This is a genomic window from Chryseobacterium sp. MIQD13 (assembly GCF_050496705.1).
GTDB lineage: Bacteria > Bacteroidota > Bacteroidia > Flavobacteriales > Weeksellaceae > Chryseobacterium.
This window is the reverse complement of the sequence record NZ_JBNWAF010000003.1, coordinates 263,616-279,066: the sequence shown is the minus strand read 5'-3', so window position 1 is coordinate 279,066 and position 15,451 is coordinate 263,616. Positions and strand designations below refer to the sequence as shown.

Here is a 15,451-nt window from a genome sequence, read left to right as displayed (position 1 = left end):
TTTTAACATTTAAATATTTTTTATTGTTATTTTTAAACATCAAAACTAATTTTGCTTCAAATAAGTAACAATATGTGTGGAATCGTATGTTTGTTTGACGCCAAACAAAAGACCGAAATACTAAGACCCCAGGTTTTAGAAATGTCAAAAAAAATCCGTCACCGCGGCCCGGACTGGAGTGGTGTGTTTCAGGATGAAAAAGTAGTATTTTCCCATGAAAGGCTTGCTATCGTAGATCCTACTTCAGGAAAGCAGCCTTTGTTCACTAAAGACGGGAAAGTAGTTCTTGCCGTGAACGGAGAAATCTATAACCATAGAGAATTAAAAGAAGAATTTCCGGATTTTGAATTTCAAACCCAATCAGATTGCGAAGTGATTCTGGCACTATACAGAAAATACGGAAAGGATTTTATTGAAAAGCTTAACGGAATTTTCGCATTTGCCCTTTATGATATAGAAAAAGGAATCTACCTGATCGCACGAGACCATATGGGAATCTGCCCTCTTTACCAGGGATGGGATAAAAACGGAAATTATTACGTTGCTTCCGAATTAAAAGCTTTGGAAGGCATCTGCAAAACCATTGAAACTTTTCTTCCGGGACATTTTGTATACAGCCCTGATGGAGCTGAGCTTCAGCAGTGGTACAAAAGAGACTGGGAAAGTTTTGACCATGTAAAAGATAACGAAACCGACATTTCAAAAATAAGAAAAGGGCTTGAAGATGCCGTTCACAGACAGCTGATGAGTGATGTTCCTTATGGCGTTCTTCTTTCCGGAGGACTGGATTCATCCGTTATTTCAGCAGTTACTGCAAAATATGCAAGACAGAGAATTGAAAGCGGTGATACTCAGGAAGCGTGGTACCCAAGACTTCACAGTTTTGCAGTGGGTTTGGTAGGATCTCCGGACCTGGCTGCAGCAAGAAAAGCTGCGGACCATATCGGATCTGTTCATCATGAGGTTAATTTTACTGTTCAGGAAGGACTGGATGCTGTACGTGACGTGATCTATCATCTTGAAACCTATGATGTAACTACAATCAGAGCTTCTACCCCAATGTATCTTTTGGCAAGGGTAATTAAATCTATGGGAATCAAAATGGTACTTTCAGGTGAAGGTTCGGATGAGCTGTTTGGAGGATATCTGTATTTCCACAAAGCTCCGAACGCAAAAGAATTCCATGATGAAACAGTAAGAAAATTAAGCAAGCTTCATCTTTACGACTGCTTAAGAGCCAACAAAGCCTTAATGAGCTGGGGAATTGAAGGCAGGGTTCCCTTCCTTGACAAAGAATTCATGGACATTGCAATGACCGTAAACCCAAAAGACAAAATGATCAATGCAGCAGAAGGAAAAATCGAAAAATGGGTATTAAGAAAAGCTTTTGAAGATATTCTTCCTGAATCTATCGTATGGAGACAGAAAGAGCAGTTTTCAGACGGTGTAGGTTATTCCTGGATCGATACTTTAAAAGAAGTTGCAGAAAAAGAAGTTACTGATGAAATGATGGTTAATGCAAAATTCAGATTTCCTCTGAACACGCCTCAGAACAAAGAGGAATATCGCTACAGAACCATCTTCGAAGAGCACTTCCCAAGCGAAACAGCAGCTGCAACAGTTCCGTCAGTTCCGTCAGTAGCCTGCTCCACTCCTATCGCCTTGGAATGGGATGAAGCTTTCAAAAAAATGAACGACCCAAGCGGAAGAGCAGTGAAAGTACATGAGACGAGTTATGAGTAATGATTTTCTGATCTGAAATCTAATTCCTAAGATCTCATCTCTGGCTTTTGATTATAAAAAATTATCAATCCTGTAGAAATACAGGATTTTCTTTTGAATAACGTTAATAATATCAATATAATTTAACCGACAATCAAAAATAATATCCAAGAAATAATTATATTTGGACAACGAAAATATCAATTATAAAAAAATGAGAAGAAATCTTACTGTTTTATTTGCCTTACTATCCATCAGTTTTGCTTTCGGACAGGGAAAATACGGCAAATACTTAAATTCAAAAAAGCTTGCTTTATCTTACAAAAGTGTGAAAGATGCAGATAAGGACGATTATTATCAGCAATTCTACTGGCTGGTAAAAGCAGAACAGCTTAAAACCTATCCTCACCTGAAAGATGTAAAGCCTGTTATTTTGTATGAGTTTGTAAAAAAAGTAAACCCTCAGAATCCTACAAAAAAACTGGATGACAGGGGAAAAGAACTCAGAGCAACGGCAGAGTTATCTTTAAATCAATATTTTAAGAATAAAAAATTCGAAAACAACTCAGTTTTGATATATAATCTTGAAACTTATGTTGATCCTTCCAAAGGACAGTTCTACACCAAAGTAGATCCTGAGAAAATCAAAGAGCTGGTTCCCAAAGAACTTTTTGCCTTCAACTCTTTAAACAGAAACCTAGGTGAAGAAAAAACCTACTACCTGTGGATTGATAAGAAAAAAGATGACTTCAATATTGTAGATATTATTCCTGAAGAAAAAGAAAACAAGGCTTTCTATACAAGATTAAAACAGTATCTTCCAAGCTATAAGTTTTCCAAATATGTTCCTTCTGTGAAAAAGGGAAACAAAACAGACAAAACAGATGTAGACTACTATTACATCATGCCGTTTGAACAAAACACCGATAACATCGAGTACAAAACAAAAGATTTCAAAACTTACATCCTAAGCCAGTACAGAAAAGCCGGCGATGAATGGAAAGGAGTAGAAAAACCTAGAAAATAAATTTAAAAGTCCTGTGAAATTTCACAGGACTTTTTTAATTTTATATGAAATTCTTCATCTAAGAATCAAACTGCCTTAAAAGCAGAAACTGATTCAATAAAAAATAAATCTGGAACCCATCAGTTTTCCAGTCTACACCGAATGATAGAAACAAGTCCGCAACAGATCTCTGTAAAAAAAATCCTTCCGCTTATCCTGGCCACTGCTATTTTTATGCAAATGCTGGATTCCACCATTCTGAATACTTCCCTGCCCTCTATCGCCAGGGATCTTCATGAATCTCCCCTCAATATGCAGAACGCTATTATCAGCTACGTTTTGACTCTTGCGGTTTTTATGCCTGCAAGTGGTTTTCTGGCAGACAGGTTTGGAACTAAGAAAGTATTTATTTTCTCGCTGGTTCTTTTCAGTTTAGGTTCGCTATTCTGCTCCATGTCGCAAAACCTGACTCATCTCGTTATTTCAAGGGTCATTCAGGGAGTCGGAGGAAGTTTGATGACCCCTGTAGGAAAGCTTGCCCTGATTAAAACATTTGATAAAAACGAATTGCTTAAAGCAATGAACTTCGCAATTATCCCAGCATTGATCGGGCCTGTACTTGGTCCCTTAGTCGGAGGATATATGGTAGATTATCTTTCATGGCACTGGATCTTTCTGATCAATATTCCGATTGGAGTTTTAGGGATCATTTTAGGCTTTAAGTATATGCCTGACTACAAATCTGCTGATGTTGACTTTGACCTGAAAGGATTTTTAATCTTTGCAGCAGCATCCCTTCTCCTGTCTGTTTCGTTGGAACTGTTCGGGGACATGCAGAATATCAGTCCCGTACTTTTTGTCTTTATTCTGGGCTTTTTATTTCTGTACTACTATTACAAACACGCAAAAAGAGACGGCAACCCTATTTTTCCACTGAACCTGTTTCAGGTAAGAACTTTCCGTGTAGGAATTGTCGGAAATCTGGCCACCAGACTCGGGATCAGCTCCGTTCCTTTACTCCTTCCGTTAATGATCCAGATCGCTTACAAACAATCGGCAGTCACTTCCGGATGGATCATCGCTCCAATGGCCCTTACAGCGATATTCGGAAAATCATCGGTTATTAAAATTTTAGATAAATACGGCTACCGGCAGACTTTAATGGTAAATACCTTCATTATTGGAACTCTGATCTGTCTTCTTGCCATTCCCAATATCCATACTTCTTTATATTGGTTTGTCCCGATTATTGCCATATTAGGATTTTTCAACTCTATCCAGTTCACTTCGATGAATACCATTTCCATTGCAGATCTGAGAAATTTCCAGACCAGCAGCGGAAATTCATTAATATCGGTTAACCAGCAGCTAGCCATAGGTTTCGGAATCGCTTTCGGACTGATTGTTTTAAAATTATTTGAAAGTTCTGACCTCATCAAAGGTGAAACCCATAACGCTTTCCGCTACACTTTCCTTACCGTTGGAATATTGACGATCATATCCGGCTTTGTGTTCAGAAGACTCCATATTTCAGACGGGAAGAATATGAAATCAAAGGAAGAATAACGTCAAAAAGCTTAGCATTTCACACTAACGAACTTAACACAGATCAATGCATCTGATTCTTCGCTGCTGTATTTTTGTTATATAAAATTCACAATATTATGACAGCGAAAAAAGTAGAAATGGTGATATCTCCAAAACCTGCACATTTTGTAGGGGATGGTTTTAGGGTTCATAATTTTATACCGGGAGTACACGGATTGGATATGAAAAGAATGGACCCGTTTATTATGCTTGATTACAATTCAAAGTTTTATTTTAATGGTTCTGAAAGACCAAGAGGTGTAGGAGTTCATCCTCACAGAGGTTTTGAAACCGTAACGATAGCTTATCAGGGTAAAGTAGAACATCACGACAGTGCCGGTGGCGGCGGGATTATAGGTGAAGGAGATGTGCAGTGGATGACTGCAGCAAAAGGAGTTCTTCATAAAGAATACCATGAAACCGAATGGTCCAAAAAAGGCGGTATTTTCCAGATGGTCCAGCTATGGATCAATCTTCCTGCAAAAGACAAAATGAGCTGCCCGAAATATCAGGCTATAGAAAATGCAGCCATGGAACATGTCAATCTAGGTGATAACGGTCTTGTAGAGATCATCGCAGGGGAATATAATGGCCATAAGGGTCCTGCAGATACTTTTACCCCGGTAAATATGATGAATGCAAAATTAAAAGCAGGCGGAAAAGCAGAATTCAGTTTTCCTGCCGACTTTAATACAGCTGCATTGGTTATTGAAGGAAGCATTATCGTAAACGGAGAGGAAAAAGCAGCCTCAGATCATTTTGTTTTATTCAAAAATGAAGGTGAAACATTCAGCATTGAAGCTCAGGAAGATTCAATAATACTGATTATCAGCGGAGAACCGATCAATGAGCCGATCTATCCTCACGGACCTTTTGTAATGAATACAAGAGAAGAAATCATGCAGGCTTTTGAAGATTTTAACACGGGAAAATTCGGTTATCTGGAAGATTAGTAGAATTAAATTTATCTTAATCTTAAATTCTCCCTTTTTTATTAACTTTATATACTTATGTTTGGTGAAACGTAAAGGCGTACAGTTCAAAATCACTTTACGTCTTTACGATCCGCCAGGCAATATACAATACAGAAATTTATGAAACCAGAATTTGAAAATATTCCTCTTGTAAAAGCAGGAAAAAGATTTGAAATAGAAATTGACGGACATTTCGCATTTATCGATTACCGTGAAATGGGTCATCAAATTGCTTTAGTGCATACAGAAACAGATCCTGAGCTTGCAGGAACCGGGGCGGCTACTGCCGTTGTAGAAAAAACACTGGCTTATATTGAAGAAAATCAAAAAAAGCTTCTTCCTTTCTGTCCTTACGTTTTTGCCTATATCAAAAGACATCCGGAGTGGAAACGTATTGTTGATGAAAGATTTGAAGGATACGACAAACTGTAGCCGCAAGCTAAAGATCTATTTTCATTAACTTAAATTTAAAAACATTCAATTTATTATGTCAAATATTGGACTTATCATAGAAGAAAAAGCAGCAGATATAGGAAATTTCCTGGTAGGAAGACTTCTTCCTTTCCGTGAAAAAAGAGCGGTTGGACCGTTTGTTTTCATCGATCATATGGGACCTTCCGAACTGAAAGATTACCAGAATCTTGATGTTCCGCCGCATCCGCATATTGGCTTATCCACTTTAACTTATCTTCTTGAAGGATCTATTTTTCACAGAGACAGCATTGGAAGCGCAGTTGAGATAAAGCCGGGAGCCGTTAACTGGATGACTGCCGGAAAAGGAGTGGTGCATTCGGAAAGAACTCCTGAATATTTAAGACACAGCGATAAAAGACTTCACGGATTCCAGATCTGGGTAGGTCTTCCAAAACATCTTGAACAGACAGAACCTACTTTTCATCATATTGAAGCAGATGAAATTCCGGTATGGGAAGAAGATGGGATTCAATATAAATTAATTGCAGGTGAAGCATTCGGAAGGCAGTCTGCAGTTCCTGTTCACAGCAAATTATTCTTTATCGAGATTAAAACAAAGGAAGCTAAGAAAATAAGTATCGGAAAGGATCTTTATGGTGAAGCAGCCATGTATGTGCTGGACGGAACGGTTTCCACGGAAGGAAATACTTACGGCTCAAAACAGCTGATGATTGCCAAAGATACCAAACTATGTGAATTTGACATGAGTGAAAACGGCACGGTTTATCTTTTCGGAGGCGAACCTTTTGATGAGGAACGGTTTATATTCTGGAATTTTGTAAATTCAGATAAAGAAATGATCGATCAGGCTAAAGTAAACTGGAATGATCAGAACCATGACGCATTTCCTCTGGTTCCGGGCGATGAAAAAGAATACGTTCCGCTTCCAAAGGCCATTCTAAACAGAAAATAATAATCAGTACGGATTAATAAACTATGAAAATATTAGCATTTGCAGGAAGTACCTCTTCTACTTCTATCAACAGGGAACTGGTAAAATTTGTTCTGAAAGATTTTCAGGAGGAAGAAATCAATCTGATTGACCTCAATGATTTCACGATGCCTGTTTTCTCCGTAGATCTTGAAAAAAAAGGATTCCCGGATCAAGCCCATCAGTTTTTAAAGGAAATTGAAGAATGTGATGTGATTATCTGCTCACTTGCTGAACATAACAGGTCATATAGCTCGGCTTTTAAAAATGTCTTCGACTGGGCCTCAAGGATTAATGTAAAGGTATTTCAGAATAAACCGATGCTTCTTATGAGCACTTCCCCCGGAGGTTACGGAGGCGGAAATGTAATGAATACAGCCAAAACATTTTTCCCACAGTTTGCAGCAGATATCAAGGATACTTTCTCGCTTCCGAAGTTTTATGAAAATTTTGATCTGGAAAGCGGTGTGATCAATCCTGATATGCTGAAGGAGCTTAAAGATAAGATCGCAAACTTTAAAAACGAGATTAAAACCAATGACTAAGGGAAGACTTGAAGCCTTCAGTGATGGTGTTTTAGCCATCATCATTACCATCATGGTTCTTGAACTGAAGGTTCCGGAAGGAAGCAGCTGGGCCAGTCTCAAACCTCTCCTTCCAAGGTTTCTGGCTTATATCTTCAGTTTTATTTATGTAGGAATCTACTGGAATAATCACCACCATTTGTTTCAGACGGTAAAAAAAGTGAACGGAAGCATTTTATGGGCAAATCTTCATCTCCTGTTCTGGCTTTCGCTGATGCCTATCGCTACGGAATGGATCGGAACGACTCATTTTGCAGAGAACCCAACAGCAGCTTATGGAATTGGTCTGATCATGTCTGCTGTAGCCTATACTATTTTAGAAAATCTTATCCTTAAGAATGAGGGTGAAAGTTCCAAGTTGAAAGAAGCCATACAGTCAAAATTTAAAGAATATATTTCAATCGTATTTTATGTACTTGGAATCGCTGTTTCATTTTTTTATCCCTATATTGCCATAGGTTTTTATTATCTCGTGGCTCTCATATGGCTGATTCCGGACCGAAGAATCGAAAAATCATTAAAAGAAAATTAATATGGAAACACACGAATATCCCCACGGCAGCATTACTGTCATCTGGCAGCCTAAAAAGTGTATCCACTCGGCTGTCTGCGTAAAAATGCTTCCCAAAGTCTACAATCCTAAAGACAGACCGTGGATAAAAGCTGAAAACGCAAGTCCTGAAGAACTTAAAAACCAGATAGACCAATGCCCTTCAGGAGCATTAAGTTATAAATTCAATACAGAACAATAATGGCGGTAACGGTAAAAGCAAGTTTAGGAAAAACAAAATATTATACTGAAGTAACGGCTGGTGAAAACCAGATTATTACTGATGAGCCTATAGATAAAGGCGGACAGAATAAAGGTTTCAACCCATTGGAAATCCTGGCAACATCTCTGGCAAGCTGCACTGCTGCCACGTTAAGAATGTACATCGAAAGAAAGGAATGGGATGTGGAAAACATCAACGTAGAAGTAGAACTTGAAAATTTCCCATTGACGAAAAGAGCTGTATTCAAAAGAGACATCAGCTTTGAAGGGGTTCTGGATGATGAGCAGATGAAAAGGCTGCATACCATTGCAGATGCCTGTCCTGTACACAAAATATTAACTAACGACATAGAAATACTAACCAAATTTTCATAATATGACCGAAGTAAAACAAAACAACGACGAAAAACACGGAAGTTTTGAAGCTTTCATAGATGGAAGACGCGCAGGAATAATGACCTATACCTGGGCCGGAAAAGAAAGATTTATTATAGACCACACAGAGGTGGAAGAAGCCTATAACGGTAAAGGTGTAGGAAAAGACATGCTTCTGGCAGCTGTAGATTTCGCCAGGAAAAATAACAAAAAGATTATTCCGCTTTGCCCCTTTGCCAAAGCAAGTTTTCAGAAAAGTGAAGAATTACAGGATGTTTTAGTTAACTGATACTAATTTTGTCTTCAAGATACAGGCCTTTCAGATGTTTTATTCTGAAAGGCTTTTTCTTTTTCAGCAGAACATAAAAAAACTATATTTGTAAAATTTTAATTGAAAAACTATGTCTCCAGTTATATTACTGTCTATCATTATCGTTTACTTCGCATTACTTCTGTGGGTAGCCTACAGGACAGGAAAAGGAAGTAATAATGAAAGTTTCTTTATCGGAAACCGTAAGAGTAACTGGATGCTTGTAGCCTTCGGGATGATCGGAACCTCACTTTCGGGTGTTACGTTTGTAAGTGTTCCGGGAGCTGTAGGAAATGATAAGTTTTCTTACTTACAGATCACACTGGGCTATCTTATCGGGTATATTGTGGTAGCCTACGTTCTTCTTCCTTTATATTACCGCCTGAAACTGACTTCCATTTATGGCTATCTTCAGCAGAGGATGGGCCAGCTTTCCTATAAATCGGGAGCATGGATTTTTATTGTATCCAGATTGGTAGGGGCAACAGCAAGGCTTTATCTGGTAGTGAATATCCTTCAGATTTCCATTCTGGACAGCCTGGGAGTTCCGTTTATTGTAACCACGCTGATCATTTTAGCTATGATTATCCTTTATACGTATGAAGGCGGGGTAAAAACAATTGTATGGACGGATACTTTACAAACTTCGTGCATGCTTTTGGGATTAATTATCTGTACAGTTTATATGCTGAATCATTTAGGTTTAGGCTTCGGGGAAAGTTTTACAGCAATGCAGGAAAAAGGCTATACCAGAATTTTCGATTTCGATCCTAACCAGAAAAGTTTCTTTATTAAACAGATTCTTGCAGGAGCTTTTATTACAATAACAATGACGGGAATTGATCAGGAAATGATGCAGAAAAGTTTATCTGTAACCAGACTGAAAGATTCGCAGAAAAATATGGTGACTTTAGGCTTTATTCTTCTTGGAGTAATTTCACTTTTCCTTTATATGGGAGGACTTCTTCACCTTTATGGAGCTCAGGAGCATGTAACAAGTTCCGGTGACCAGCTTTTCCCTGATATTGCATTGAATCATATGCCGGGCTTTATATCCATCATCTTCATTATTGCTTTGATATCAGCGCTGTTTCCAAGTGCGGACGGGGCTATGACTGCCCTTACTTCTTCGTTGTGCATTGATATTTTCGGAATGAAAGAAAAAACAGACTGGGACGATTCTAAAAAAGAAAAATTCAGAAAAAGAATACACCTTATTGTGGCCCTTTCGTTCCTGATTATGGTGATTATCTTTAAAGTGATCAATGATAATTCAATGATCGGGCTGATCCTTAAGCTTGCAGGATTCACTTATGGTCCGTTACTGGGACTTTTTGCCTTTGGAATCCTTACCAAATACAGAGTAAATGATAAGCTTGTGCCTTATGTATGTATTGCAGCACCTGTGATCTCTTTCTTTATTGACAAGTACCAGGAAAATATGTTCGGAGATTTTAAAATCGGACTGGAGTTGTTAATCATTAATGGATTGCTAACCTTCATAGGGCTTTGGCTGATCAGAAAGAAATAATCCCGTATTTTAGCAGGAATCATTGATAATTAAACTTCATTGGTTTTCAATCTTTTCAACGGGTAACTCAAACAAAAATATTCAGTATGAAATTATCAATTCTACTTGCTGTTGGTTTGCTTTTAGGTCAATTTATGAACGCTCAAAGCGCTGCTGATTTTGCTAATCTTGCAAAGTACAAAGAAGATAATACAGCCATTTTAAGTACAAAGAAAAAGGTTGATGCGGTTTTTATGGGTAATTCCATTACTGAGGGCTGGGTAAAAAGCCATTCAGAATTTTTTTCTGAGAATAATTATATAGGTAGAGGAATCAGCGGACAAACTTCTTCGCAAATGTTGCTGCGTTTTCAGAATGATGTTGTTGCCTTAAAACCTAAACTGGTAGTAATAAATGCCGGTACTAACGACATTGCTCAAAACACGGGAGCTTATGACCCTGACTTTACATTCAATAATATTAAAGCAATGGCTGATATTGCACAAAACAACGGTATTAAAGTCATCATTGCTTCCGTATTACCCGCAGCTGCATTTCCCTGGCGTAAGGAAATAACAGATGTATCTCAGAAAGTGGATGCCTTAAACATCAGATTAAAACAATACTCGTACAGCAGTAAACTTACTTTCATAGATTACAATACAGCTATGCGTGATGCAAAAGGCGGTATGCGTGAAGGTCTTTCCAAGGACGGTATTCATCCTACTCCTGAAGGTTATGCAGTAATGGAACCTATCGCTAAGAAGGCTATTACTAAAGTACTGGAAAGAAAATAAATAAGTTACTTCTTATTTAAAACTCCCGGTTGTTTTTAAAACGAACCCACTAAAATCTATTATAAAACCATGAAAAAAACTATTTCACTTTTTGTATTCATTTTAACATTCAGCGTGATGTCTGCACAGGATTTTGAGGTTTCTACCCTGAGAATCGGGCCTTACAAAATCTTTATGGAAAAAGCAGAAGCTGAAAAGATCGCAGGCACAAAACTGAAAATAACAGACGGGACCATCAAAAACAATGTTAAGTATAGCGGGGAACCGGTTCAGATCGATCTGTATGAAAGCTATATCAGTGAAGCAAAACCAAATGTGGCAAGCATTATGGGACTTACCACCACCAGCAAAAAATTTAAAACAAAAAGCGGAATCGGGATCGGAAATACGAAAGATGATCTCATCAATGCTTACAGAAACCACCCTAGCTTTACAGTACATCCTGCATGGGACGAAAAGGGTGAAAAGCGTCTTAAAGACACAGGATATTTCACTTTGGAGGATCTTGATGCAGGGACGCAGCTTTCATTTAAGTTTGTCAATAACGTCATTACAGAAATTTCAGTATACCTGAACGAAGGCTGTTAAAATCAGTATTTCTGAACGATAATTCTAAATCCGGATCTTAAGTCCGGATTTTTGCATTTCCGTAAGCCGTTAAAAAATTGTAAATTCGCGTGCAAATAAATCAGATATAATGAGTAAAAGTATTGAAGAGTTAAAATCTCTTACTACGCAGATCAGAAGAGACATTTTAAGAATGGTCCACGCTGTAAATTCAGGACACCCGGGCGGAAGCTTAGGTTGTACGGAGTATTTCACAGCGCTTTACGGAAAGGTGATGAACTACAGTCTTCCTTTTACTATGGAGGGCAAGAATGAGGATCATTTTTATCTTTCAAACGGGCATATTTCTCCGGTTTACTATTCTACTTTAGCGAGATTTAATTTCTTTCCGGTAAAAGAACTGAAGACTTTCAGAAAATTGGATTCAAGACTTCAGGGGCACCCAACTACTCACGAGGGTCTTCCGGGTATCAGAATCGCTTCCGGATCTCTTGGTCAGGGACTTTCTGTAGCTCTTGGTGTAGCAGAAGGAAAAAAACTGGATGGCGACAACTCTCTTGTTTACACTCTTCACGGTGATGGTGAACTTCAGGAAGGTCAGGTTTGGGAAGCTTTAATGTATGCTGCTGCTAAGAAAGTTGATAATATTATTTCAACCATTGATTATAACGGACGTCAGATTGATGGTGATACGGATGATGTATTAAGTTTAGGAAATTTGCATGCTAAACTTGAGGCATTCGGATGGACTGTTCTGGAAGAGAAAAACGGTAACGATCTTGAAGCTGTTATTGCAATTCTTGAGAAAGCAAAAACTGAAACAGGTAAAGGAAAGCCAGTTGTAATCATTCTTCATACGGAAATGGGTGCTGGTGTAGATTACATGATGGGTTCTCACGCATGGCACGGAAAAGCTCCGAATGATGAGCAGCTTGACAACGCATTCAAACAATTATATCTGGAAGCTCCTGCTGATTACTAGTCCAGGAATAAATAATAGTAATCAAAATAAATAATCAGTAAAAAAATGAAATATACATATACAGAAAAAAAGGATACCCGTTCAGGATTCGGAGCCGGATTAGCAGAACTTGCCGATAAAAACCCTAATGTAGTGGCACTTTGTGCAGACCTTATCGGTTCTTTGAAAATGGAGAAGTTCATTGAAAAAGCACCGGAAAGATTCTTTCAGATTGGTATTGCAGAGGCTAACATGATGGGAATTGCTGCTGGTTTAAGCATCACAGGAAAAATTCCTTTCACCGGAACTTTTGCAAACTTCTCTACTTCAAGAGTATACGATCAGATCCGTCAGTCTATTGCTTATTCCGGAAAAAATGTAAAAATCTGTGCATCTCATGCCGGTCTTACTTTAGGTGAAGATGGCGCTACACATCAGGTTCTGGAAGATATCGGTATGATGAAAATGCTTCCGGGTATGACGGTAATCAACCCATGTGACTACAACCAGACAAAAGCAGCCACTATCGCTATCGCTGAGCACGATGGTCCTGTATATTTAAGATTCGGAAGACCTACAGTTCCTGTATTTATTCCTGAAGATATGCCTTTCGAAATTGGAAAAGGAATTCTTCTGCAGGAAGGTACTGATGTAACGATTGTTGCAACGGGACACCTGGTTTGGGAATCTCTTGTAGCAGCTGATGAGCTTGAAAAAGAAGGAATTTCATGTGAGGTAATCAATATCCACACAATTAAGCCTTTAGATGAAGAAATCATCATTAAATCTGTTGAAAAAACAGGTAAGATTGTTACCGCTGAAGAGCACAACTATCTTGGTGGTTTAGGAGAATCTGTTGCAGGAATGCTTGCAAGAAAGAGACCTACAAGACAGGAGTTTGTAGCAGTAAATGATACTTTCGGAGAATCTGCTACACCTGCAGAACTTATGAAGAAATATAAAATCGATGCAGAGGCTGTAAAAGAAGCTGTAAAGAGAATTTTAGCAAACTAAGATAAGCTATATCATATAAGCTCGGGCTGGTTCTTCGAACCAGCCCGAGTTTTTTTACCACCCCGTCAAATCTTCGATTTGCCACCCCTCCGAAGGAGGGGAATTATCAGAGTATCACTTGAGATCATTTTATAGAAATCCGGGATTAAAACTTCTGATAGTTTTCTATATTTCTTGAAAAAATTGTTGAATTTCTCTCTTTTAAGAGTCAATGCATTATTAGCTGGTTGTACATTTTTTTCCGCATTAGATTTTTTGCATCTCAAATTATGCATATTTTACTCTGTAATGTTTTATCTAACAAATGCATAAATAACTCATAAAACATAAGCCTGACCGGCATTTTCACTAGTCTCTGAATTCTGAATCAAATCTTTTTGTACAATAGAATTTTTGCGTTGCATTATATTTTCAGTTGATATTTTACTTTGCATGATAAAATATCTTTTTCCACTTTCTAAAGTTGTCTGAATTAAAAATAAATCATCATTTCCTCCCTTAAAATCATATGTACAACCTTAAAAATCCGCAACAAAATTACACGTTTTATCACAATAATGGGATGTAATTATTTATAGTTTTGAAACCATCAACGTTGATAGGAAATTCAGCATTTTGCCTGTAAGTGTACAGTATGGGATAAAATAATGAATGACAAAACCCATGTCAGGGTTTATATGACAACACAAATATTAATTAAAAATTTATTCTATTATGAAAAAGCTTCAAGGAATGAAGAACGGTTTTTCTTCATTAGAAAACAAAAAATTGAGCAACCCAGGAAATATTTTCGGAGGAAGACTTGCAGAATCTAATGTGAGAACAACACAGGAAACCGCAGCTAGTGGCAACGCGGGTAATACAGGCGATACCCAGATGTACAATGACGGAGTATTGGTGGCAACAATAACTGTTGACTAAATATGAGGGGGGAATTTCCCCCTCTTTTTTCCCAGTAAATTTTATGCCGATGAAATATAGAAAATTTGTTTTTGCCTTTCTGATTGTAGTCTCTTTTCTTTCCTGTAAAAGTAAAAAACTGAATTATATTGATTATTACCACAAGGTATATGCCATAGACAGTATGCACAGAATTAACAAAGATACTTTGGCAACCATAAAACGGTATAAAAAACTATTCAGGAAATATCCTCCCGTTCAAAATGAAAGACTGGAAGAATATGAAACCTACATCAGCTATGCAGACCGTTTCCATAAAAAATTTGGTGGTATAAAAAGTCTGGATAAACTTATAGCTCAATCGGCACCCAATTGGAAGTACAAAAGAGAAGATCAAGAATTTTTCAAACTCTTTAAAAAGTATGGAATTGACAGCATTACCGTTGAACAGAAAATTCTTCAATGGAAAAGAAGCTTAAATAAAACGCTGATAGATTCTTTCAGCATTGCACACAAACGTGACCAGTACAATGGACGCGTAGGCCCAGAAGTCGTAATTAATGACAGGAAAAATGCAGAGCTTTTAATCTGGACATTCAAAAACTATGGCTTTCCATCAAAACAGAAAATAGGGCTTAACGGAAATAATCAACAGCCCATGCATATGGGAACCTTTCTTAATCATATGGCGGGAACTGTGCATTATGAATACTTTAAAACAAAGCTCTTGGAATATGTAAAATCCGGTGAATGTCCACCGAGAGATTATATAGAAATGATTGATAAATACCAGTATATCCATTATCTGGAGCCTATTTACGGCATATATTCACATTATGACACGAATTTTGATGCTGCCGATTCTGCAAGGATAAACCGCAACCGAAAAGCAGTCGGTTTTCCTACATTAAAACAGTCTTCAAAGATGACAAAAGACTTTCAAAGAAAAATCAATAATCACTAGGCT

At 37.8% G+C, this 15,451-nt stretch carries 18 protein-coding genes; all 18 read left to right on the top strand.

All coding sequences use genetic code 11. The annotated features are described in order from the left end of the window. Positions 1-72 precede the first annotated feature (72 nt). The 18 genes from asnB to ACQWU4_RS13540 all read left to right on the top strand — a co-directional run bounded on the left by asnB (position 73) and on the right by ACQWU4_RS13540 (position 15,448). Entirely contained in the window at positions 73-1,743 is a 1,671-nt protein-coding gene (asnB, locus tag ACQWU4_RS13625) for an asparagine synthase B (RefSeq protein ID WP_429936294.1), read from the top strand. Between the two features lie 193 nt (positions 1,744-1,936). Then, positions 1,937-2,749, top strand: a complete 813-nt coding sequence (locus ACQWU4_RS13620; protein ID WP_429936293.1) for a hypothetical protein — start codon at positions 1,937-1,939, stop codon at positions 2,747-2,749. Positions 2,750-2,890: 141 nt separating this feature from the next. After that, a complete protein-coding gene (locus ACQWU4_RS13615; RefSeq protein ID WP_429936292.1) occupies positions 2,891-4,294 on the top strand; it encodes an MFS transporter in 1,404 nt (467 codons plus the stop codon). Between the two features lie 98 nt (positions 4,295-4,392). Beyond that, the gene (locus tag ACQWU4_RS13610) at positions 4,393-5,268 is read left to right on the top strand and encodes a pirin family protein (protein ID WP_429936291.1); all 876 of its coding nucleotides are present in this window, start codon (positions 4,393-4,395) and stop codon (positions 5,266-5,268) included. A gap of 141 nt (positions 5,269-5,409) precedes the next feature. Further along, positions 5,410-5,721: a GNAT family N-acetyltransferase gene (locus ACQWU4_RS13605; protein WP_429936290.1), complete on the top strand. Its 312-nt coding sequence runs from the start codon at positions 5,410-5,412 to the stop codon at positions 5,719-5,721. A 55-nt stretch (positions 5,722-5,776) separates the two neighbouring features. After that, the gene (locus ACQWU4_RS13600) at positions 5,777-6,676 is read left to right on the top strand and encodes a pirin family protein (protein ID WP_429936289.1); all 900 of its coding nucleotides are present in this window, start codon (positions 5,777-5,779) and stop codon (positions 6,674-6,676) included. Between the two features lie 23 nt (positions 6,677-6,699). Continuing rightward, positions 6,700-7,239, top strand: coding sequence for an NADPH-dependent FMN reductase (locus ACQWU4_RS13595; protein ID WP_429936288.1), 540 nt, complete (start codon positions 6,700-6,702; stop codon positions 7,237-7,239). Next, the gene (locus ACQWU4_RS13590) at positions 7,232-7,810 is read left to right on the top strand and encodes a TMEM175 family protein (RefSeq protein ID WP_429936287.1); all 579 of its coding nucleotides are present in this window, start codon (positions 7,232-7,234) and stop codon (positions 7,808-7,810) included. The genes ACQWU4_RS13595 and ACQWU4_RS13590 overlap by 8 nt, the downstream gene beginning before the upstream one ends. Before the next feature lies 1 nt (position 7,811). Next, on the top strand, positions 7,812-8,030 hold the full coding sequence (locus tag ACQWU4_RS13585; RefSeq protein ID WP_429936286.1) for a (4Fe-4S)-binding protein: 219 nt from the start codon (positions 7,812-7,814) through the stop codon (positions 8,028-8,030). Then, the gene (locus tag ACQWU4_RS13580; protein ID WP_429936285.1) at positions 8,030-8,425 is read left to right on the top strand and encodes an OsmC family protein; all 396 of its coding nucleotides are present in this window, start codon (positions 8,030-8,032) and stop codon (positions 8,423-8,425) included. Before ACQWU4_RS13585 ends, ACQWU4_RS13580 begins: the two co-directional genes overlap by 1 nt. Before the next feature lies 1 nt (position 8,426). Then, complete coding sequence (locus tag ACQWU4_RS13575) at positions 8,427-8,714, top strand: GNAT family N-acetyltransferase (RefSeq protein WP_429936284.1); 288 nt, start codon at positions 8,427-8,429, stop codon at positions 8,712-8,714. A gap of 112 nt (positions 8,715-8,826) precedes the next feature. Next, positions 8,827-10,266 carry a sodium:solute symporter gene (locus ACQWU4_RS13570; RefSeq protein ID WP_429936283.1) on the top strand — a complete coding sequence of 480 codons (1,440 nt, stop codon included), beginning with the start codon at positions 8,827-8,829 and terminating at the stop codon, positions 10,264-10,266. Between the two features lie 86 nt (positions 10,267-10,352). Further along, positions 10,353-11,042, top strand: coding sequence for an SGNH/GDSL hydrolase family protein (locus tag ACQWU4_RS13565; protein ID WP_429936282.1), 690 nt, complete (start codon positions 10,353-10,355; stop codon positions 11,040-11,042). Positions 11,043-11,111: 69 nt separating this feature from the next. Then, the gene (locus ACQWU4_RS13560; protein WP_429936281.1) at positions 11,112-11,630 is read left to right on the top strand and encodes a hypothetical protein; all 519 of its coding nucleotides are present in this window, start codon (positions 11,112-11,114) and stop codon (positions 11,628-11,630) included. Positions 11,631-11,736: 106 nt separating this feature from the next. Next, the gene (locus ACQWU4_RS13555; protein ID WP_429936949.1) at positions 11,737-12,591 is read left to right on the top strand and encodes a transketolase; all 855 of its coding nucleotides are present in this window, start codon (positions 11,737-11,739) and stop codon (positions 12,589-12,591) included. Between the two features lie 45 nt (positions 12,592-12,636). Then, positions 12,637-13,584 carry a transketolase family protein gene (locus tag ACQWU4_RS13550; RefSeq protein WP_429936280.1) on the top strand — a complete coding sequence of 316 codons (948 nt, stop codon included), beginning with the start codon at positions 12,637-12,639 and terminating at the stop codon, positions 13,582-13,584. A gap of 714 nt (positions 13,585-14,298) precedes the next feature. Continuing rightward, on the top strand, positions 14,299-14,505 hold the full coding sequence (locus ACQWU4_RS13545) for a hypothetical protein (protein WP_429936279.1): 207 nt from the start codon (positions 14,299-14,301) through the stop codon (positions 14,503-14,505). A 49-nt stretch (positions 14,506-14,554) separates the two neighbouring features. Next, positions 14,555-15,448 (top strand): hypothetical protein, encoded by an 894-nt coding sequence (locus ACQWU4_RS13540; protein WP_429936278.1) that lies wholly within the window; start codon positions 14,555-14,557, stop codon positions 15,446-15,448. Positions 15,449-15,451 lie beyond the last annotated feature (3 nt).

Bases quoted from the DNA above. Each gene is read 5' to 3' on its own strand.
- asnB (WP_429936294.1), top strand. From the start codon at position 73: ATGTGTGGAATCGTATGTTTGTTTGACGCCAAACAAAAGACCGAAATA.
- ACQWU4_RS13620 (WP_429936293.1), top strand. From the start codon at position 1,937: ATGAGAAGAAATCTTACTGTTTTATTTGCCTTACTATCCATCAGTTTT.
- ACQWU4_RS13615 (WP_429936292.1), top strand. From the start codon at position 2,891: ATGATAGAAACAAGTCCGCAACAGATCTCTGTAAAAAAAATCCTTCCG.
- ACQWU4_RS13610 (WP_429936291.1), top strand. From the start codon at position 4,393: ATGACAGCGAAAAAAGTAGAAATGGTGATATCTCCAAAACCTGCACAT.
- ACQWU4_RS13605 (WP_429936290.1), top strand. From the start codon at position 5,410: ATGAAACCAGAATTTGAAAATATTCCTCTTGTAAAAGCAGGAAAAAGA.
- ACQWU4_RS13600 (WP_429936289.1), top strand. From the start codon at position 5,777: ATGTCAAATATTGGACTTATCATAGAAGAAAAAGCAGCAGATATAGGA.
- ACQWU4_RS13595 (WP_429936288.1), top strand. From the start codon at position 6,700: ATGAAAATATTAGCATTTGCAGGAAGTACCTCTTCTACTTCTATCAAC.
- ACQWU4_RS13590 (WP_429936287.1), top strand. From the start codon at position 7,232: ATGACTAAGGGAAGACTTGAAGCCTTCAGTGATGGTGTTTTAGCCATC.
- ACQWU4_RS13585 (WP_429936286.1), top strand. From the start codon at position 7,812: ATGGAAACACACGAATATCCCCACGGCAGCATTACTGTCATCTGGCAG.
- ACQWU4_RS13580 (WP_429936285.1), top strand. From the start codon at position 8,030: ATGGCGGTAACGGTAAAAGCAAGTTTAGGAAAAACAAAATATTATACT.
- ACQWU4_RS13575 (WP_429936284.1), top strand. From the start codon at position 8,427: ATGACCGAAGTAAAACAAAACAACGACGAAAAACACGGAAGTTTTGAA.
- ACQWU4_RS13570 (WP_429936283.1), top strand. From the start codon at position 8,827: ATGTCTCCAGTTATATTACTGTCTATCATTATCGTTTACTTCGCATTA.
- ACQWU4_RS13565 (WP_429936282.1), top strand. From the start codon at position 10,353: ATGAAATTATCAATTCTACTTGCTGTTGGTTTGCTTTTAGGTCAATTT.
- ACQWU4_RS13560 (WP_429936281.1), top strand. From the start codon at position 11,112: ATGAAAAAAACTATTTCACTTTTTGTATTCATTTTAACATTCAGCGTG.
- ACQWU4_RS13550 (WP_429936280.1), top strand. From the start codon at position 12,637: ATGAAATATACATATACAGAAAAAAAGGATACCCGTTCAGGATTCGGA.
- ACQWU4_RS13545 (WP_429936279.1), top strand. From the start codon at position 14,299: ATGAAAAAGCTTCAAGGAATGAAGAACGGTTTTTCTTCATTAGAAAAC.
- ACQWU4_RS13540 (WP_429936278.1), top strand. From the start codon at position 14,555: ATGAAATATAGAAAATTTGTTTTTGCCTTTCTGATTGTAGTCTCTTTT.